The sequence below is a fragment of the Polycyclovorans algicola TG408 genome (assembly GCF_000711245.1).
Classification (GTDB): Bacteria; Pseudomonadota; Gammaproteobacteria; order Nevskiales; family Nevskiaceae; genus Polycyclovorans; species Polycyclovorans algicola.
On the sequence record NZ_JOMH01000001.1, the window covers coordinates 431,617 to 448,990 of the forward strand.

The 17,374-nt window shown below is 65.1% G+C and carries 19 protein-coding genes; 8 read left to right on the forward strand and 11 right to left on the reverse strand.

Annotation, left to right across the window (positions count from 1 at the left end):
• Positions 1-14: 14 nt before the first annotated feature.
• Together coq7 and U741_RS19470 are read left to right on the forward strand one after the other, a co-directional pair.
• Positions 15-653 (forward strand): 2-polyprenyl-3-methyl-6-methoxy-1,4-benzoquinone monooxygenase, encoded by a 639-nt coding sequence (gene coq7 / locus U741_RS0102085; protein ID WP_029888839.1) that lies wholly within the window; start codon positions 15-17, stop codon positions 651-653.
• Between the two features lie 682 nt (positions 654-1,335).
• Entirely contained in the window at positions 1,336-1,737 is a 402-nt protein-coding gene (locus U741_RS19470; protein ID WP_029888840.1) for an anti-virulence regulator CigR family protein, read from the forward strand.
• Between the two features lie 90 nt (positions 1,738-1,827).
• Here the strand turns inward: U741_RS19470 and purT are convergent, their stop codons facing one another.
• Complete coding sequence (gene purT, locus U741_RS0102095; protein ID WP_029888841.1) at positions 1,828-3,024, reverse strand: formate-dependent phosphoribosylglycinamide formyltransferase; 1,197 nt, start codon at positions 3,022-3,024, stop codon at positions 1,828-1,830.
• A 113-nt stretch (positions 3,025-3,137) separates the two neighbouring features.
• On the opposite strand from purT, the gene pyk reads away from it, so the two are divergent.
• Together pyk and U741_RS0102105 are read left to right on the forward strand one after the other, a co-directional pair.
• The gene (gene pyk, locus U741_RS0102100) at positions 3,138-4,571 is read left to right on the forward strand and encodes a pyruvate kinase (RefSeq protein ID WP_029888842.1); all 1,434 of its coding nucleotides are present in this window, start codon (positions 3,138-3,140) and stop codon (positions 4,569-4,571) included.
• A 1-nt stretch (position 4,572) separates the two neighbouring features.
• Positions 4,573-5,301 carry a glycerophosphodiester phosphodiesterase gene (locus U741_RS0102105; RefSeq protein ID WP_052378405.1) on the forward strand — a complete coding sequence of 243 codons (729 nt, stop codon included), beginning with the start codon at positions 4,573-4,575 and terminating at the stop codon, positions 5,299-5,301.
• 59 nt (positions 5,302-5,360) lie between these two features.
• Here U741_RS0102105 and U741_RS0102110 read toward each other — a convergent pair whose 3' ends face one another.
• Both U741_RS0102110 and U741_RS0102115 read right to left on the reverse strand, forming a co-directional pair.
• A complete protein-coding gene (locus U741_RS0102110; protein ID WP_029888844.1) occupies positions 5,361-5,618 on the reverse strand; it encodes a hypothetical protein in 258 nt (85 codons plus the stop codon).
• Between the two features lie 4 nt (positions 5,619-5,622).
• Positions 5,623-5,940: a DUF2834 domain-containing protein gene (locus U741_RS0102115; RefSeq protein ID WP_029888845.1), complete on the reverse strand. Its 318-nt coding sequence runs from the start codon at positions 5,938-5,940 to the stop codon at positions 5,623-5,625.
• A 123-nt stretch (positions 5,941-6,063) separates the two neighbouring features.
• On the opposite strand from U741_RS0102115, the gene U741_RS0102120 reads away from it, so the two are divergent.
• Both U741_RS0102120 and U741_RS0102125 read left to right on the forward strand, forming a co-directional pair.
• Entirely contained in the window at positions 6,064-6,882 is an 819-nt protein-coding gene (locus tag U741_RS0102120; RefSeq protein ID WP_029888846.1) for a helix-turn-helix domain-containing protein, read from the forward strand.
• A 97-nt stretch (positions 6,883-6,979) separates the two neighbouring features.
• On the forward strand, positions 6,980-7,801 hold the full coding sequence (locus U741_RS0102125) for an MBL fold metallo-hydrolase (protein WP_029888847.1): 822 nt from the start codon (positions 6,980-6,982) through the stop codon (positions 7,799-7,801).
• A gap of 73 nt (positions 7,802-7,874) precedes the next feature.
• On the opposite strand, the gene U741_RS0102130 is transcribed toward U741_RS0102125, so the two are convergent.
• Positions 7,875-8,756 carry a dienelactone hydrolase family protein gene (locus U741_RS0102130; RefSeq protein ID WP_152551678.1) on the reverse strand — a complete coding sequence of 294 codons (882 nt, stop codon included), beginning with the start codon at positions 8,754-8,756 and terminating at the stop codon, positions 7,875-7,877.
• Positions 8,757-8,894: 138 nt separating this feature from the next.
• Here U741_RS0102130 and U741_RS0102135 point away from each other — a divergent pair, with 138 nt between their 5' ends.
• Both U741_RS0102135 and U741_RS18800 read left to right on the forward strand, forming a co-directional pair.
• Positions 8,895-9,929 carry an IS630 family transposase gene (locus U741_RS0102135; protein WP_029888535.1) on the forward strand — a complete coding sequence of 345 codons (1,035 nt, stop codon included), beginning with the start codon at positions 8,895-8,897 and terminating at the stop codon, positions 9,927-9,929.
• Between the two features lie 89 nt (positions 9,930-10,018).
• Positions 10,019-10,782, forward strand: a protein-coding gene (locus U741_RS18800) for an IS5 family transposase (protein ID WP_152551462.1) whose coding sequence is annotated in 2 segments (ribosomal slippage) — positions 10,019-10,391 and positions 10,391-10,782 — 765 coding nt in all. Because the reading frame shifts where the segments join, the coding sequence is not laid out codon by codon here.
• A gap of 29 nt (positions 10,783-10,811) precedes the next feature.
• On the opposite strand, the gene U741_RS0102150 is transcribed toward U741_RS18800, so the two are convergent.
• From U741_RS0102150 to ntrC, 7 genes are all read right to left on the reverse strand, one after another.
• Positions 10,812-11,414 (reverse strand): methyltransferase domain-containing protein, encoded by a 603-nt coding sequence (locus tag U741_RS0102150; protein WP_029888851.1) that lies wholly within the window; start codon positions 11,412-11,414, stop codon positions 10,812-10,814.
• A gap of 18 nt (positions 11,415-11,432) precedes the next feature.
• On the reverse strand, positions 11,433-12,458 hold the full coding sequence (arsB, locus tag U741_RS0102155; RefSeq protein ID WP_029888852.1) for an ACR3 family arsenite efflux transporter: 1,026 nt from the start codon (positions 12,456-12,458) through the stop codon (positions 11,433-11,435).
• A complete protein-coding gene (arsH, locus tag U741_RS0102160) occupies positions 12,455-13,195 on the reverse strand; it encodes an arsenical resistance protein ArsH (protein ID WP_029888853.1) in 741 nt (246 codons plus the stop codon). The genes arsB and arsH overlap by 4 nt, the downstream gene beginning before the upstream one ends.
• Complete coding sequence (locus tag U741_RS0102165; RefSeq protein WP_052378407.1) at positions 13,176-14,372, reverse strand: MFS transporter; 1,197 nt, start codon at positions 14,370-14,372, stop codon at positions 13,176-13,178. Before U741_RS0102165 ends, arsH begins: the two co-directional genes overlap by 20 nt.
• A 247-nt stretch (positions 14,373-14,619) precedes the next feature.
• On the reverse strand, positions 14,620-15,105 hold the full coding sequence (locus tag U741_RS0102170) for an arsenate reductase ArsC (protein ID WP_029888855.1): 486 nt from the start codon (positions 15,103-15,105) through the stop codon (positions 14,620-14,622).
• On the reverse strand, positions 15,090-15,422 hold the full coding sequence (locus tag U741_RS0102175; protein WP_152551463.1) for an ArsR/SmtB family transcription factor: 333 nt from the start codon (positions 15,420-15,422) through the stop codon (positions 15,090-15,092). Before U741_RS0102175 ends, U741_RS0102170 begins: the two co-directional genes overlap by 16 nt.
• A gap of 297 nt (positions 15,423-15,719) precedes the next feature.
• On the reverse strand, positions 15,720-17,195 hold the full coding sequence (gene ntrC / locus U741_RS0102180; protein WP_029888857.1) for a nitrogen regulation protein NR(I): 1,476 nt from the start codon (positions 17,193-17,195) through the stop codon (positions 15,720-15,722).
• Positions 17,196-17,374 lie beyond the last annotated feature (179 nt).

The following is a 17,374-nucleotide window of genomic DNA, read 5'->3' on the forward strand; positions in this document are numbered from 1 at the left end:
TCTATAATCAGTACATGGCCTTCCGATCCCCCACCGCCACCGACCTGTTTCTGCAGCCTCTGGCGCGGGCGCTCAGTGGCACGTCTCGCGCTGCCGCAAGCCGCAGCTACCCCGCCAGCATGCAGGCCGAAGACGCCTTGCCACCGCCCGCGCGACGCCACGCGGCGGGGCTGATGCGCGTCAACCACGCCGGCGAGATCGCCGCGCAAGGGCTCTACCACGGCCAGGCGCTGACGGCGCGCACCCCTGAGGTCGCCGGCCACCTGCGCGAAGCGGCAGCCGAAGAACGTGACCACATGGTCTGGTGCGAGCAGCGCCTGGCCGAGCTCGGCAGTCAGCCCAGCCGGCTCAGCCCGCTGTGGTTTGCCGGCTCGTTTGCCATGGGCGCAGCGGCGGGCCTGGCGGGCGACCGCTGGAGCCTTGGCTTTGTTGCTGAAACCGAGCATCAGGTGGCGGCACACCTCGACCAGCACCTCACACAACTGCCCGCCGCCGATCAGCGCAGCCGCGCCGTGGTCACCGCGATGCGCGACGACGAAGCCCGCCACGGTGCCGAAGCCATGGCCGCCGGTGGCACCGAACTGCCGCGACCGGTGAAACGCCTCATGCACCGCGTCGCCGGGGTGATGAAAGCACTGGCCTACCACTACTGACGCGGCCTTCCACTGACGGCCAAATACGCCGACTTTGCCGCAGCCGTGCGCGCCAAGCAGGCCGCCCCATCAGGGGCCGAAGGCGCGCCGGAGCACGCCAATGCCGCATGACCGGAGATTCCCCAGCGGCGGGGCCACCGTCATCTCATGACGGATCAGCCGCTGGGGGGCCATCACACCGGCCCTCAGGGTGCACCGGCCACTTCATCCAGTGCCCTATTGAATCGGCACGCAAACAGTGCGATCGGGTTGCCTGCGCCGAACATTGAAGCGAAATTGTTTCGGGAAGCCTGCGCGTGCCGATTCAGTAACAAATCAACGTTGTTTTTACTATTGATGCGGCATGGGGGTTTATTGCAAGGGTTCTCCAAATTGATCGCGGCGGCCGCAAAATGAAACTGTTCAGGTGCCGCATCAATGGTCCAGCCGCACCCGGTGGCTTATCGGTCCATCCGGTTCCAGCGCGGTCCAAAAGGGGCGCCCATTGATGACGCGTCGTGCAACGCCGCTGGAGCAGCTTGCTGACCTCCCATGGCAGCAGCACTGCCCCATGATCGATTGCGGCGTTCTGTAAGCCGTCATCAAGACGCCGGATCTTGATTCGGCGGCACACCGTTCACCCCCTGGACATCTGCGAGGGAACAGTCTGCATCGTCTGCCCCCTTTTTTAGAGATCACGCTCATGAACCGCATCCCCAACTTCTGTATCGCTGCGGCCCTGGTACTGGGCGGCGTGTCCGGCACCGTCATGGCGCAGAAGGGTCCACCTGAGGGGCGCGGACCAGCCGCCACCCAGCGTGCCGAAACCCCGCAGTTCCGTTTGCCGTCGACTCGCCAAGTGCGCGAATGGGCCATTGAAGACCGGCTGACCGGCCAGAAAGCCCTGCCGCCGGGCATCCGTAAAAACCTGGCACGTGGCAAACCACTGCCGCCGGGCATTGCCAAGAAAATGGCGCCACAACCGCTGCTGGCGCGGATGCCGCGCTATGAGGGTTACGACTGGCGCGTGGCCGGTGCCGACGTGGTTCTGGTCGAGGTCGCCACGCAGGTCGTGGTCGACGTGCTCCTCGGGGTGCTGGAATAGATCGACGCGAAACGGGCCGAGATCAGCCGCCTCGGTGAGGCGTCTGCCCTCGATGCTACGGTCTGATTCGCAGCAACAAATGACGGCGGCTTAAACCGACAACTGCACCCCGGCCGCCACCCGCCGCGCTTTCTCGCGCGCAGCCTCCACCGTGCCGGCCAGCGCCAGCGCAACACCCATGCGACGTTTGCCGTGCAGTTCGGGTTTACCGAACAGGCGCAGGGCGGTGTCGAGTTCGGCAAGGGCTTCCGGGGCCACGCTGAAGCGCGGGCCGACCACTTCGCCCTCCATCAACAGCGCGACACTGGCGGCCGGGCCTCGGTCGCGGATGTTGGGAATGGGCAGGCCGAGAATGGCGCGGGCATGCAGGGCGAACTCGGTCAGGTCCTGCGAGATGAGCGTGACCAGCCCGGTGTCGTGCGGGCGCGGCGAGACTTCGCTGAAGATCACCTCGTCGCCCTTGACGAACAGCTCCACACCGAACAGGCCGCGCCCGCCCAGTGCGGCGGTGACCGCTTCGGCGATGCGCTGCGAGCTGGTCAAGGCTGCGTCGCTCATCGCCTGCGGCTGCCACGATTCACGGTAGTCGCCATCGATCTGCAGGTGACCGATGGGCGCGCAGAAACTCGTCACGGTCAGCCCGTCCGGCCCGGCGTGGCGCACGGTGAGCAGGGTGATTTCGTAGTCGAAGTCGACAAAGCCTTCGACAATCACGCGACCGGCGCCCGTGCGGCCGCCGCTCTGGGCGTAGTCCCAGGCCTTGCGAACATCCGCCTCGGTTTTGATCGTGCTCTGGCCCTTGCCGGAGCTCGACATCACCGGTTTGACCACGCAGGGCATGCCGATCGCCGCCACCGCCTGTTCAAAGTCAGCAAGGTTGTCGGCAAAGCGATACGGCGAGGTCGGCACACCCAATTCTTCGGCGGCCAGGCGGCGAATGCCTTCGCGGTCCATCGTCAGTCGCGCCGCGCGTGCAGTGGGAATCACGTGGAAGCCCTCGGCCTCCAGTGCCAGCAGGGTCTGGGTGTGAATGGCCTCGATTTCGGGGACGATCAGGTCGGGCTTTTCGGCCTCGACAACGGCCCGCAAGCGCGCGCCATCAAGCATCGAAAACACATGGCTGCGGTGTGCCACCTGCATGGCCGGGGCGTTGGGGTAGCGGTCGCAGGCAATCACTTCGACGCCGAGTCGCTGCAGTTCAATCACCACTTCCTTGCCCAACTCGCCGCTGCCGAGAAACAGCACGCGGGTGGCGGTGGCGGTCAGCGGGGTTCCGAGCGTGATCATGGGTCAGCCTTGGTGGCAGCAAAGGGGCCGAATCGTAGCGAATCCGGTCGGCAAAACCTCAAATCGGTCATGGCCGAAGCCCTACACTACGAGCCTCACAGGGCAAGAAGCGCATGAACCGAAAAACCAAGATTGTCGCCACCATGGGGCCCGCCACCGACGCACAAGGCGTCGTCGAACGACTGATTCGCGCAGGGGTTGACGTCTTCCGAATCAACTTCTCGCACGGCAAGGCTGACGAGCACGCCGAGCGCATTCGCAATGCCCGCGAGATTGCCCTGCGGGTCGGGCGTGATGTCGGCATTCTCTGCGACCTGCAGGGGCCAAAGATTCGCGTCGAAGGCTTTGCCAATGGCCCAGTCGACCTGCAAGACGGTCAGCCCTTCGCCCTCGACACCGCGCTGGCCGCCAATGCCGGCAACGAGCGTGAGGTGGGTTGCGCCTACCCGGCGCTGCCGCGCGACGTGAAGCCCGGCGACACGCTGTTGCTCAACGACGGCGCCATTGCACTGCGCGTCGACGCGGTGGCCGGCACGCGTGTCGATTGCACCGTGACCCAGGGCGGCACGCTGTCCAACCGCAAGGGCATCAACAAACTCGGCGGCGGCCTGTCGGCGCCTGCGCTGACCGATGAGGACCACGCCAACATTCGTCTGGCGGCGCAGTGGTCTGCCGACTTTTTGGCCGTGTCGTTTCCGCGCACCGCTGAAGACATCCACATGGCGCGCGGCCTGCTCAAGGCCGCCGGGGGCGACGCGTGGATCGTCGCCAAGATTGAGCGCGCCGAAGCGCTGGACAACCTCGCCGCCATTATTGAAGCCTCCGACGTGGCCATGGTGGCGCGCGGCGACCTGGGCGTGGAGATTGGCGAAGCCGAGCTGCCGGGCGTGCAGAAACGCATCATCAGCCTGTCGCGCGAGCTCAACCGCGCAGTGATCACCGCCACGCAGATGATGGAGTCGATGATCACCAGCCCGATTCCCACCCGCGCCGAGGTGTTGGACGTGGCTAACGCGGTCATGGACGGCACCGATGCGGTGATGCTTTCGGCTGAAACCGCCGCCGGCAAATATCCGGTACGCGCCGTCGAGCACATGGTCAAAATCTGCGCCGCGGCCGAGCGTCAGCATGTGCCGGAGCGCTCTCTAGGCCGTATCAGCCAGCACTTCCGCCGCACCGATGAGGCCATTGCCATGGCCACCGTGTACACCGCGCGCCTGATGCACGCTGATGCCATCGTGGCGCTCACCGAGTCGGGCATGACGGCTTTGCAAATGAGCCGCAGCCACGGCCAGCCGCCGATTTACGCGCTGACCCGCAACGCCAGCACCCGCGCCCGCATGACCGTGTGCCGCGGCATCGAGCCGGTAGAGTTTTCGCCGACAAACCTCGACACCGGCAAGCCGGTGCGTGAGGCCATCGAGGTGTTGGTCAGCCGCGGCGTGCTGCGCGAAGGCCAGCGTGCGCTGGTCACCAAAGGCGACTTCAACGGCCCCGGCGGCACCAACACCATGAAGATTGTCACCGTTGGCGAACTGGGCGAATGAGGTGAGCGCGCCGCTACCGCCGCTGACCATCATCGGCCATCGGGGCGCACGCGGGCTGGCACCCGAGAACACGCTGGCGGGAATCGAGACCGCCTTGCGGCTAGGCGTCGATGGTGTCGAGTTCGACGTGCAGCGGCACCCCGATGGCGCGCTGTTTCTGTTGCACGACCTGACCCTGGAACGCACCACCAACGGACGCGGGCTGGCGGCCACGCAATCGTTCGACACGTTGCGCCGCCTCGATGCCGGGCAAGGCGAACGCGTCCCGACACTGGATGAAACGCTGGACCTGATCGACCGTCGCGGGCGGGTGAATATCGAACTCAAGACCTGGGGCGGTTGCGCCGAGGCGGTGGCGGTGGTGATCGCCGCGCGGCTGGCGCAGGGTTGGGACGCCGAGCAGTTCATCGTCTCGTCGTTTCACCTGCCGGAGTTGCAGCGCTTTGCGCGCGCGCAGCCGAACGTGCCGATTGCCGCGCTTTACTGCGGCGTGCCGCTGGCCGGCGCCGCCGAGCTGGCGACCTTGGGCGCGGCGCAGGTGCACCTCGCGGACGAGTTTGTCGATGCCGACTTTGTGGCCGCCGCTGCGCGTGACGGCCGGCCCGCATGGGCCTACACCGTCAACACCCTGGACGCCGCGCAGCGGCTGACGACCATGGGCGTCAGCGGCATCTTCACCGACCACCCCGAGCGTTTTTTGCGCCCGGTGGCCACCGCACCGATGCAGTAGCGACGTCTGCGCATACCCGCCCCCGCGACCTGATACGGCGCTTCAGCTGTCGACCGCTTCTAGCGGCGACCGCCCAGCAGCGGCGCCAGCATCAGCGTCACCGCCAACAGCGCGGTCATGGCCACCATCTCGTTGGGCACCCCCTGCGACACATTGGCCGGCACGCCCGAACGCCAGCCGGCCCACAGCGTCACGGCCACAACAACAAAGCCGATCAGCAAAGTCGCTGCTCGCAGGCGCTGTCGCGACGCCAGCGCCTGCATGAACAGGGTGGTAACGCCGATCTCGATCATCAACAAAACACTCAGCGCCGCCATGGCCTCAACCCCGCTGCAACTGCGCAGCGGGGGCGCGCCGCAGACTGCCGACAAACAGATACAGCAGCGGGCCGAAGGCGCCGCCAGTGAGAGTGAGCAGCAAGTAAGGCCACACTGTGCGGCCGTTGGCTTTTGCGTCGTGAATCATCCACAGCATCGCCAGCGTGCAGACAATCACCAGATCGGTGAGCACCTGCCAGCCGGCACTTGCCGGAAAGTGAAACTCGAAAATGCCCCAATACCCATGCTCGACCAGCGCCAGCCCGGTCAGGGCGCCGAATGCGGCCATCACGACCGCCAACAGCCAACTTTGCATCGTCATCACAAGCTCCTCAAAAGGCCGCCGGCAAGGCGCCGACGACCCGCAGATTGGGCCTGTAATGAAGGCGTCTCAATTACCTCTAAGGTCATCGGCCGGGGCCGATGCGCGTGGCAGACTTGCGCCATGGACATTGCTTCGGATCACGCCTCATTCGGCGCGTTGCTGCGCGACGTACGTCGTACCCGGCGGCTGTCACAGCTCGAGTTGTCGCTGCAGGCCGAGGTGTCGCAGCGCCACCTGAGTTTTCTGGAATCCGGCAAGGCGCGGCCCAGCCGCGAGATGGTGGTGCAACTGTCCACCACGCTGGATCTGTCAATGCGTGAGCGCAACCGCCTGCTGCACTCAGCGGGATTCGTCGGCCTCTATCCGCAGCGCACCCTCGACGCCAACGACATGGCGCCGGTTCGCGCCGCGCTGGACCTGCTGCTGCATCACCAGTCGCCGTACCCCGCCATCGTCGTGGACCGCGCCTGGAACCTGATCACCCAAAACACCCCCATGCAGCGACTGCTGGGCGTGCTGGGTGATCCGGAAGCCCGCTGGCAGGCGGTCTGCGGTGATGGCCCGCGCAACATCCTGAAGCTCACCCTGCACCCGGAAGGGCTCCGGCCCTACATCGTCAACCTCGATGTACTGGCCCCCGCCATCCTGGCCCGCACCGCGCGCGAAGCGCTTGAGCACCCGGAGATTCAGCCGGTGCTCGACACCGTGCTGGCGTATCCCGGCCTGCCGCGCGCCTATCGGCAGATTGATCTGGCCGCCGTCACGCCGCCCGTGGTGCCCACTCACCTTCGCCTGCTCGGGCAGGATTTGCGGCTGTTCACCATGCTCGCCACCTTCGGCACGCCGCTGGACGTGACCACCGACGAACTGCGGGTGGAACTGTTCTTTCCCGCCGACGACGCCAGCCGGGTGCTGCTGGAACAACTGTCCGCCACCTGAGCGACGCGGCGTACCGGCCACCGCGCCACACCGTCGCAGACCCCGCGCCGCCTATGCTGCAAGTCTCTGCTCATCCGGCATCCGCGCGAGACGACCCATGACTGTTCGGCTGCACCATCTCAACTGCGGCTCGTTGTGCCCGGCCTGCCAGCGCGGCATCAATGGCAACGGCGGCTGGACGGCCGCCGCGCTGATGCCCTGCCATTGCCTGCTCATCGAGACGCCCGAGGCACTGGTGCTGGTCGACACCGGCTTGGGTACCGCCGATGTGGCCCGGGCCAGCCAGCGCCTGGGTCGTGCCTTCACGCTGTTAGGCCAGCCCAAGTGCGACCCAGCCGAAACGGCGCTGGCGCAAGTGCGGGCCCTGGGGTTCGACCCGCGCGATGTGAAGCACCTGGTGACCACCCACCTCGACCTCGACCACACCGGCGGCCTGCCCGATTTTCCGCACGCACAGGTGCACGTTTGGGAACGGGAACTGGCGATGGCGCAGCACGGCGGGTTCATGGATCGCATTCGTCTGTGCAAACACCACATCGCACATGGCCCGCAGTGGGTCACGCACCGTGCGGAGGGTGATGCGTGGTTTCGCTTCGAGGCCGTGCGCATCATCCCCGGCCTTTCGGCCGAGATCGCGCTCATTCCCTTGCACGGCCACACGCTGGGTCATTGCGGGGTGGCGGTAAAGGTTGATGGCCGCTGGACGCTGCACGCCGGAGACGCCTACTTCAACCGGGCCACGCTGGACGGCAGCGCCATGCCGCCGCTGATCGGCCTGTTCGAAAAGCTGGTGCAGCGTGACGCTTTGCTGCGATTGCGCAACCAGGCGCGGCTGCGGTCACTCGTCGAACAGCACGGCGATGAGGTGGACGTGTTCTGCGCCCACGATCTGGCCGAGTTTCAGGCGCACGCGGCGTGAGCCGGCAACGGCACGCCCTCAGCAACAAAAAAGGCGCCCGAATGAGCGCCTTTCCCGGCCCACGCGCGGCGGATTACACCCCGCGCGCCTTCAGCCAATCCAGTGCGAGGGTGTTGGCATACTCCGCCGCCACGCGGTCATAAGTCGGGCGGTAATCGGCGTTGAAGCCGTGATCGGCGCCCGGAAACACGACGATCTCGGAGTCAGTTTTGCTCGCCGCCAGGCCGCCGCGCATTTCTTCGACTTGATCCATGGGAATGTAGGCATCAATACTCGAGTACAGGCCCAGCACCGGCGCCTTGATGTCGCCCGCAATATCGATGGGGTCATGCGGCTTGATGTCGCTCGGGGCCATGCCGTCGAGCAGGCCGTAATAGGCCACGCCCGCTTTCAGCGCCGGGTTGTGGGCGGCGTACAGCCACACGGTGCGGCCGCCCCAGCAGAAGCCGACGATGCCCAGCCGCTCGGTGTTGACGCTGCGGCTGGCCTTGGCAAAGGTCACGGTGGCGTCGATGTCGGACATGACTTGTGCGTCCGGCACCTTGGACACCACGTCGGACAGAATCTGGTTGATGTCGCTCATCTTCGAGACATCGCCCTGGCGCGCGAACATCTCCGGCGCAATCGCGAAATAACCCTGCTTGGCAAAGCGTCGGCACAGGTCCTTGATGTGCTCGTGCACACCGAAGATTTCCTGAATCACCAGCAGTACGGGAAGGTCTTTGCCGCCTTCAGGCATGGCGCGATAGCCGGGAATATGGCCATCGTTCACCGGAATCTTGATCTCGCCCGCCACCAGCCCTTCATCGCTGGTGGTGATGGCCTTGGCGTGCAGCGCGCCCGAGGCCAACGCAAAGCCGCTGGCCAGCGAGGTGACCATAAAGCCGCGCCGAGAAAAGCCCGGCTGGGCCGGCTGCGGGTCCTTGAAATTGATCGGCTTCAGGCCGTAGTCCATCTCACGCATGGGGGAATGCTCCTTTGATCGGGCCCATAAGATGCCCGAATCTTAGGGCCTGTTAACAATTGCCGTATCGCTGCGCCAATTGTTACTAACCTTTTAGAAAGTATTGTCATAATATGAGACAATACGGCCATGAAATGCAAGCGCTCATCGGATGGTCGTTCTATCGATCATCATTCATTGCAGGTAATGCGACAGCAGGCGATCAAGGCCATGCGTGAAGGCCAGCCTGCGGCAAGTGTTGCTGCGGCTTTTGGTGTGAACGTTCGCAGTGTTCACAGGTGGTTGGCTGACTTTGTCAATGGCGGGCAGAACGCGCTGCTGGCCAAGCCCATCCCCGGCAGACCACCAAAGGTCAGTGCTGACGAGATGCGCTGGCTCGCACAGACGGTACGGGATCACTCGCCGTTGCAGTACCGCTTTCAGTTTGGCCTTTGGACGCTGTCGCTGATTGCCGAACTGATTCGCCGTGAGTTTGGCAAGAAGCTGTCGCTGGCCTCTGTCAGCCGAATCATGAAGCTGCTGGGCTTCAGTGCACAGAAGCCGTTGTATCAGGCTTGGCAGCAGGATGCGGCGTTGGTGCATCAATGGGAACAGGAAACCTACCCCGCCATCCGGGCCGAGGCGCGTGCAGCGGGCGCGACGATCTACTTTGCCGACGAGTCCGGCATTCGGTCGGACTACCACACCGGCAGCACCTGGGCGCCGCGTGGGCAGACCCCGGTGGTGCAAGTCACCGGACGACGCTTCTCGTTGAACATGATCTCGGCGGTGAGTCCACGCGGAGATTTCCGATTTATGGTCCATGAGGGCTCAGTGACTTCGCAGGTGTTTCGGGAATTTCTGAAGCGGTTGATGATCGGGGCCGAGCAGCCGGTTTTCGTGGTGGTCGACGGTCACCCCATCCACAAGGCAAAGCTGATCAAAAACTACGTCGACAGCCTGAATGGACAGCTCAAGCTCTTCTTCTTGCCGCCCTACTCGCCGCAATTGAACCCCGACGAACAGGTCTGGGCCCATGTGAAACGGCAGGTCTCGCGCCAGTTGGTGCAGAGCAAAGATGAAATGAAGCGCCTTGCCATCGGTGCGCTCCGACGAATCCAGCGGCTACCCGAACTCGTGAAATCATTCTTCCGACAGCCCGAGTGCAAATATGCGGCAGGGTGACATTTCTTTTGAGAAGGTTAGTAACAGGCCCTAAGCTGTGTCGTCACGAGATATGATAAGCGCCCCTCAAGGCCACAACGAGCGATCTTATGAAGGAGTCCTTTCGTCGCCACGATCTTTCGGATCGAGACTGGGCGTTGCTTGAACCCCATCTGCCTGGTCAAGCCGGGCAGTGGGGCGGCGTCGCCAAGAACAATCGCCAGTTCATCAATGCGGTCCTGTGGATTGTGCGGACGGGGGCTCCTTGGCGCGACTTGCCTCCGGCCTACGGCGATTGGAAAAACACGCATCGACGCTTCTGTCGCTGGCGCGATAGCGGCGTGTGGGAAGCCTTGCTCGACCGCTTGATCGACGAGCCTGACTTCGAGTGGTTGATGATTGATGCCAGCCATTGCAAGGTTCACCCTCATGCGGCCGGTGCTCGCGGGGGCAATCAAGGCATCGGTCGTACAAAAGGGGGCTCAACACCAAGATACATCTGGCCGTGGATGCGCATGGTATGCCGGTCCGAATCCTTGCTACAGAAGCTACCCGAGCGGATTGTGTGGAAGCTTCAACCCTGATCCAAGGCTTCAGTGCCGAGCACCTGATCGCTGACAAGGGTTATGACAGCAACACAATCATTGAGCAGGCTCAAGCACAAGGAATGCGGGCGGAAATCCCCCCGCGCAAGAACCGCAAGGTGCTACGCGAATTCGACAAGCACCTGTATCGTCAGCGGCACTTGGTCGAGAATGCGTTCTTGCATCTCAAGCAATGGCGTGGCATCGCCACGCGTTACGCCAAGAACCTGTCCTCTTTCCTCGCCGCTGCCCAGATTCGGTGCATGGTCCTTTGGCTCACAATCTCGTGACGACACTGCCTAGGGAGACGACCGAAACTTTAGTCCGGGCGGCTGAACACCGCCATCTGTGTCGGCGCACCCAGGTCGGCATCGCCTTCGCCAATCCCGAGAAAGCGCACCGCGTAGCCGTTGCGCCCGGCAATGCCCCGTGCCCAGTCGCGAAACCGCGCGCGTCCCCATTCGAACTTGTGATCGGCATCGCGCCATTTGCCGGGCGCCAGTCCGTAGCGCGGGTTGTAGTCGGCATTCGGCGTGCTCAGCAGCACCAGGCGCGGCGCATAACCCGCAAACACGGTCTGCTCGACGCGGCCCAGCCGCTGCGGGTCAAGATGTTCAATCGTCTCGATCATCGTCACCGCTTCGACACCCCGCACGCCGGCATCGGGCTCGGTGTAAGAGCCGTGAATCAGCGTGCAGCGCGGGTCGATACGCCCGTTCAAAACCTCACTGCGCACCACCTGCAAGGCCATGCCGGAGGCATCCATGCCGACGATGCGCTCAAGCCTCGGCTCGGCCAGCAGCCGGGCGATGAGGTTGCCGGAGCCGCAGCCCAAGTCGGCGACGCTGCGCACGCCCTCGGCCCGCAACACCGCCATCACCGTGTCGAGGCGTTCTTCGTGCAGCGGTGAGTACATCGTCATGTGGGGGTCATGCGCGGATTATCCGGGGCGGCGCTCGTACCACCCCTTGCTGCGATTGACGATGGCCACCAGCGCCAACATCACCGGCACTTCCACCAGCACGCCAACCACGGTGGCGAGCGCGGCGCCGCTGTTGATGCCGAACAGGGCGATGGCCACGGCCACGGCGAGTTCGAAGAAATTGCTGGCGCCGATCAGGCAGCTGGGGCCGGCGACGTCGTGCACCTCACCCGCCGCGCGGTTCGCCAGATATCCCACCGCCGCCGTCAGCACGCCCTGAATCAGAATCGGCACCGCCAGCAGCGCGATGATCAGCGGCTGGGCAAGAATCTGCTCACCCTGAAAGGCGAACAGCAGCACCAGCATGGCGAGCAGCGCAACAATGCTCATCGGCCCCAGTTTGGCCAGCAGGCGGTCAAAGGCGGCCGGCCCCTTGCGCAGCGCCGTCATGCGCAGGGTCTGGGCGATGGCCAGCGGCACGATGATGTACACCACCACTGACAGCAGCAGGGTTTCCCAGGGCACCGGCACGTCGGTCACGCCCAGCAGCAGCGCCACCAGCGGCGCGAACAGCACCACCATGATCGCGTCGTTGAGGGCGATCTGCGTCAGCGTGAAATTAGCGTCGCCCTTTACCAGGCGGCTCCACACGAACACCATCGCCGTGCACGGCGCGGCGGCCAGAAGAATCAGCCCGGCCACGTAGCTGCCGTGCTGTTCGGCCCGCAGCAAGTCGGCAAAGATCACGGTCACGAACAGCCACGCCAGCCCGGCCATGAGGAAGGGCTTGAAGGCCCAGTTGACCAGCAGGGTGATGGAAAAACCGCGCCATTGGCGGCGCGCGCCAGACAGCGCCGAGAAGTCCACCTTCATCAGCATGGGGATGATCATCAGCCAGATCAGCACGCCCACCGGCAGATTGACCTGCGCAACTTCCCAAGCGCCGAGGGTGGCGAACGCCGCCGGAAAGAACTCACCCAGGGCAATCCCGACGAGCATGCACACCGCGACCCAGATGGTCAGGTAGCGCTCGAAGATGCTCATGCGATGGCGCCGCTGTCCTGCGCCAGTCGCGCCGCCTCGGCTTTGTGCCCCGTCTCGCAGCGCTCGCTGTAGCGGTCGGTGAGATACGCACTGTGGTGCCGCGTGAGCAGGGTGAACTTGACCAGCTCTTCCATCACATCGACCACGCGCTTGTAATAGGCCGAGGGCTTCATGCGACCGGCGTCGTCGAACTCCCGGTAGGCCATCGCCACCGACGACTGGTTGGGGATGGTGATCATCCGCATCCAGCGGCCCAGCAGGCGCAGGGTGTTGACCGCGTTGAAGCTCTGCGAACCGCCGCTGACCTGCATCACCGCCAGCGTTCGCCCCTGGGTGGGACGCACCGCGCCGATGGCCAGAGGAATGTGGTCGATCTGGTTCTTGAGCACCGCCGTCACCGCGCCATGGCGCTCCGGGCTGCACCAGACCTGGCCTTCGGACCACAGCGACAGGGCGCGCAGTTCTTCCACTTCGGGATGCCCAACGGCCTCGGGGCTGTCGGGTTGCGGCAGGCCGCTGGGGTCGAAGATCTTCACCTCGCAGCCGAATTGCATCAGCAGGCGGGCGGCCTCTTCGGTCAATAGCCGCGAGAACGAGCGCTCCCGCAGCGAACCGTAGAGCATGAGGATGCGCGGCGGATCGCCTGGGTCGATACCGAGGTGGGTCGCGAAGCCGGCGTGGGCATAGGCCGCGTCAAATGCGGGCAGATGGTGAGGATCAGGCAGGGTTCTGAGCATGGGATTTTTTCGACAGATAACCGGCGCCGAGCAGCGCGGCAAAGGTGAGGAGTCCGGCGGCAAACGTGATCCACAGCGCACCGCCGTGCAGGCGCTCCAGCGCCAACCCGAACAACAACGGCGTGGCGGCCTGCACCACGCGCGACGGGGCCTCCAGCAATCCGGCACGGCGGCCAAAGCCGTGCGGGCCAAACAACTGCAGCGGCAGGGTGCCCTTGACGATGGTCATCAGGCCGATGCCGGCGCCGTGCAGGGCTGCGAAAAACGCAGCGAAGGGGGCGCCCAGAATCAGCAGCAATCCGGCGCCCAAGGGGTGCAGGCCAGAAGCCACGTAGCCTGATACCAGCGGATGGAAGCGCCGCAGCAGCCCGGCTTCGGCGAGTCGCCCCACCACGGCAGAAATACCCACCAGCGCGGCCGCGCCCACGGCGGCCGCGGGAGGCACACCGGATTCGATGAGCATCTGCGGCATGTGCGTCGCCATCGCCGCAAACACGAAGCCGCTGGACGTGAAGGCCACCACCAGCAACACGAACACCGAAGGCGGTGTGCCGGGCGGCGCGATGACCGGCGGCGCGTCGGGGTCCGGTGGCACCGGCGGCTCGGCGATGAAGCGCGGCACAAAGCGGGTGTGAATGCCCAGTCCGACGGTGAGGTGCAGTGCCGCCCAGAAGGCGCAGGCCACGCGCCAACTGAAGTGGCTTTCGATAAACGCTGTCACCGGCCAGCTCACCGAACTGGCGAAGCCGGCAATGAGCGTGATACCGACAATGCCCGAGCGCGAGCGCAAGCCCCGCAACCGCACCATCGTGGCCATCGCCGCGTCATACAGCCCGAACGGCATGGCCGCGCCGAGCAACACCCAGCCCAGCATCAGCAGCCACGGCGTCGGTGCGACCGCCATGAACAGCAGCGCCGTGGCAAAGAACAGGTTGGAGCCAATCAACACCCGGCGGCCGCCGTTGCGGTCGATGTAACGACCGACCAACGGCCCCAGCACCGCCGCCAACAACAAGGCCACGGAGAAGCTGCCGTAGATCCACGCCGGGTCGATGCCAAAGCCCCGCGCCATGGGCCGGCCCAGAGTCGCCAGCAGGTAATAGCTGGAACCCCAGGCCAGCAGTTGCGCGCTGCCGAGGGCAATGGTGAGCCGCTTGCCGGTGATGGCCCGGGTCATGCGGGGCGCACCGTCCGCCCCGGCAACCCATGGCGACGGGATGCTTGCTTATCCCTCTCCCACACGTGGGAGAGGGTGCCCCGAAGGGGCGGGAGAGGGCCGGCGCGAGCCGGTACAAGGTCGGGTTTCCGCGCTGCGCGCGGCCCTCTCCCCGTCGAACGTATACGTTCGCCCCTCTCCCGCAAGCGGGCGAGGGGCGTAACCCAGCTCCCGTTGAAATCAGACCCATTCGGGCAAACGCGCACCACTAAACGAGCCCGTCGTGAATCGCCTGCACCCGCGCGGCAAAATCGGGCGCATCCCAGGCAGCATCCGGCAGCTTCAAAAGCGCGGACACGCGCGTCTGCAACGCCTCGAAAACCGCCGCAAACCGCGCCCGCTGCGCGGCTTCGTCGCCCGCGGCAGGGGGATCGGGCAGGCTCCAATGTGCCTTTACCGCACGACCCGGAAAGTACGGACAGGCTTCGGCAGCGGCGCTGTCGCAGACGGTGATCACCAGATCAAGCGGCGGCGCGTCCGGTCCGACAAATTCATCCCAGGATTTGCTGCGGTAGCCTGCCACCGGCCACCCCGCCGCACGCAGCGTTTCCAGCGCCAGCGGATGCGGCTGACCCCTGGGCTGCGAGCCTGCGGAGTACCCCTGCAGCCGCCCGGCGCCCAACTGGTTGATGACCGCCTCGCCAAGAATGGAACGGGCGGAATTGCCGGTGCACAGAATCAGGACGTGGCGCATGGGGCGGTCTCGCAGCAGGCGTCGGCGGTGCTGTCAGCGCAGCAGTTCTCCGTGAGGTAGGCAATCAATCCGGTCATGGCGGCAAAGTCGGCGGCGTAGTACAGATGACGGCCATCCGGGCGCACCGTGAGCAGCCCGGCGGTCTTGAGTTCCTTGAGGTGAAACGACAGCACCGACGGCGTCAACGCCAGTTCGGCCTGCAATTCGGAGGGGCACAAACCGGCCGGCCCGGCCACCACCAGGCGGCGAAAAATCGCCAGCCGAGCGGCCTGCGCCAAGGCGGAAAGCTGTTGGACGGCGCTTGATGATTCTATCATTCGACAATTATCGAATTATTTATCATCGCAATACAAGGGCAATGTCACGACATGGGCAAGTGTCGGCGGCCGAGCAGCGCGGGATGCGGAGGATCAGCGAGTGGGCGCCGGAGGGGCGCGCAGTGCACCCTGATCAGGCCGCGCGGTCACTCGATGTTGAGTTCCTTGATTTTGCGAGTGAGGGTGTTGCGGCGGCCGACCCGAGACCGAGCAGGGCCCCGCGCGAAGCGTGGGATGCGGAGGATCAGCGAGTGGGCGCCGGGGGCGCGCGTGGTGTGCCCCGATCAGGCCGCGCGGTCACTCGATGTTGAGTTCCTTGATTTTGCGAGTGAGGGTGTTGCGCCCCCACCCCAACCGCTTGGCCGCTTCCTGGCGTTGGCCGCGCGTGGCCTGCAGGGCGACGTCGATCAGGGCCCGTTCGAGACGGTCGGTGGCCTCGACAATCAATTCATCGCGCCCCGAGGAAAGCTGACCTTCGGCCCATTGCCGCAGCAGCGTGTCCCAATGATCCGCATCAGGAAGCACGGCCAGCGGCGGCGCGGCGGGCGCCGTGTCGACGGTGCCGGTGCGCGGCACTGACGCGGGCAAGGGTGGCGGCGCGGCGACACTGGGCGCAGCAGCGGCGGTGATCTCGACCGGCAGATCGCTGAGGTGCACGTCGGAACCCGGCGCCATCACCGTCAACCAGCGGCAGACGTTTTCCAGTTGCCGCACGTTGCCTGGCCAGTGGTACTCGGTGAGGCGCGTCATGACATCGGGCTGCAAGCGTTTGATGTCGGTGCTGAGCTCATCGGCGGCACGCTTGAGAAAGTGGCGCATCAGCAGCGGAATGTCTTCGCGCCGCTCGTCGAGGGTCGGAATGCGGATACGGATGACGTTGAGACGGTGATACAAGTCTTCGCGGAAGCGCCCTTCGTCGACCAGCGTTTCGAGGTTCTGGTGGGTGGCGGCGATGACCCGCACGTCGACCTTGATCGGCACGATGCCGCCGACGCGGTAAAACTCGCCGGTGGAGAGCACGCGCAACAGCCGGGTTTGAAGGTCCGACGGCATGTCGCCAATTTCATCGAGGAACAGGGTGCCGCCGTCGGCCTGCTCGAAGCGCCCTTTTCGCTGGGTCGCGGCGCCCGTGAACGAGCCGCGTTCGTGGCCAAAAAATTCCGACTCCAGCAGGTCTTTGGGAATGGCCGCGGTGTTGATGGCAATGAACGGCCGCTGCGCGCGCGGACTGGTGTTGTGCAGGGCGCGCGCCACCAGCTCTTTTCCCGAACCGGATTCGCCAGTGATCAACACCGTGATGTGGCTGTGCGACAGGCGCCCAATAACCCGGAAGACCTCCTGCATGGCCGGGGCTTCGCCGATGATCGCCGCGCCCGCGGCATCCGGTGCGTTGACGGCGGGGTCGACGGCCTGCCGGGTCTGCGCGGCACGGCGAATCAGTGGCGCCACCGCGTCGATGTCGAAGGGTTTCGGCAGGTATTCAAAAGCCCCACCCTTGTAAGCCGCCACGGCGGCATCAAGGTCGGAGTGCGCGGTCATGATGATGATCGGCAACTGCGGTTCGCGGGCGTGCACTCGCTGCATCAGGGTCAAGCCGTCAACGCCCGGCATGCGAATGTCGGACAGCAGTACGTCGGGTGGCGGTTGCTCGTCCAGCGCGTCGAGCAGTTCGGCGGCACCGGGAAAGCTCTGCACCGTGAGGCCATCGCGCCGCAACGCGCGCTCCAGCACCCAGCGGATTGATTCGTCGTCGTCGACCACCCAGACATTCATCTATGAGCCCGCCCGTGGATGAGGCGCGCCCGCGTGGCAGTTCCATTTTTCGCCGGGCAAGACGCGACCGAGGGAATTTGGTCGCTCCAAATGACGAGGGAGCAACCCAAAGGGGCGGGGCCGTTTTCTCGCATCACTGCGTCCCTCGTCACTCATGCACGTGCAGTACATAACGCTCC

Excerpts from the sequence above, each read along its gene's own strand:
- ntrC (WP_029888857.1), bottom strand. The coding sequence starts at position 17,195 with ATGAATGTCTGGGTGGTCGACGACGACGAATCAATCCGCTGGGTGCTG.
- U741_RS0102165 (WP_052378407.1), bottom strand. The coding sequence starts at position 14,372 with ATGACCCGGGCCATCACCGGCAAGCGGCTCACCATTGCCCTCGGCAGC.
- arsH (WP_029888853.1), bottom strand. The coding sequence starts at position 13,195 with ATGCTCAGAACCCTGCCTGATCCTCACCATCTGCCCGCATTTGACGCG.
- pyk (WP_029888842.1), top strand. The coding sequence starts at position 3,138 with ATGAACCGAAAAACCAAGATTGTCGCCACCATGGGGCCCGCCACCGAC.
- purT (WP_029888841.1), bottom strand. The coding sequence starts at position 3,024 with ATGATCACGCTCGGAACCCCGCTGACCGCCACCGCCACCCGCGTGCTG.
- arsB (WP_029888852.1), bottom strand. The coding sequence starts at position 12,458 with ATGAGCATCTTCGAGCGCTACCTGACCATCTGGGTCGCGGTGTGCATG.
- U741_RS0102170 (WP_029888855.1), bottom strand. The coding sequence starts at position 15,105 with ATGCGCCACGTCCTGATTCTGTGCACCGGCAATTCCGCCCGTTCCATT.
- U741_RS0102150 (WP_029888851.1), bottom strand. The coding sequence starts at position 11,414 with ATGACGATGTACTCACCGCTGCACGAAGAACGCCTCGACACGGTGATG.
- U741_RS0102135 (WP_029888535.1), top strand. The coding sequence starts at position 8,895 with ATGAAATGCAAGCGCTCATCGGATGGTCGTTCTATCGATCATCATTCA.
- U741_RS0102125 (WP_029888847.1), top strand. The coding sequence starts at position 6,980 with ATGACTGTTCGGCTGCACCATCTCAACTGCGGCTCGTTGTGCCCGGCC.
- U741_RS0102115 (WP_029888845.1), bottom strand. The coding sequence starts at position 5,940 with ATGACGATGCAAAGTTGGCTGTTGGCGGTCGTGATGGCCGCATTCGGC.
- U741_RS0102175 (WP_152551463.1), bottom strand. The coding sequence starts at position 15,422 with ATGATAGAATCATCAAGCGCCGTCCAACAGCTTTCCGCCTTGGCGCAG.
- U741_RS0102130 (WP_152551678.1), bottom strand. The coding sequence starts at position 8,756 with ATGGACTACGGCCTGAAGCCGATCAATTTCAAGGACCCGCAGCCGGCC.
- U741_RS0102110 (WP_029888844.1), bottom strand. The coding sequence starts at position 5,618 with ATGGCGGCGCTGAGTGTTTTGTTGATGATCGAGATCGGCGTTACCACC.
- coq7 (WP_029888839.1), top strand. The coding sequence starts at position 15 with ATGGCCTTCCGATCCCCCACCGCCACCGACCTGTTTCTGCAGCCTCTG.
- U741_RS0102120 (WP_029888846.1), top strand. The coding sequence starts at position 6,064 with ATGGACATTGCTTCGGATCACGCCTCATTCGGCGCGTTGCTGCGCGAC.
- U741_RS19470 (WP_029888840.1), top strand. The coding sequence starts at position 1,336 with ATGAACCGCATCCCCAACTTCTGTATCGCTGCGGCCCTGGTACTGGGC.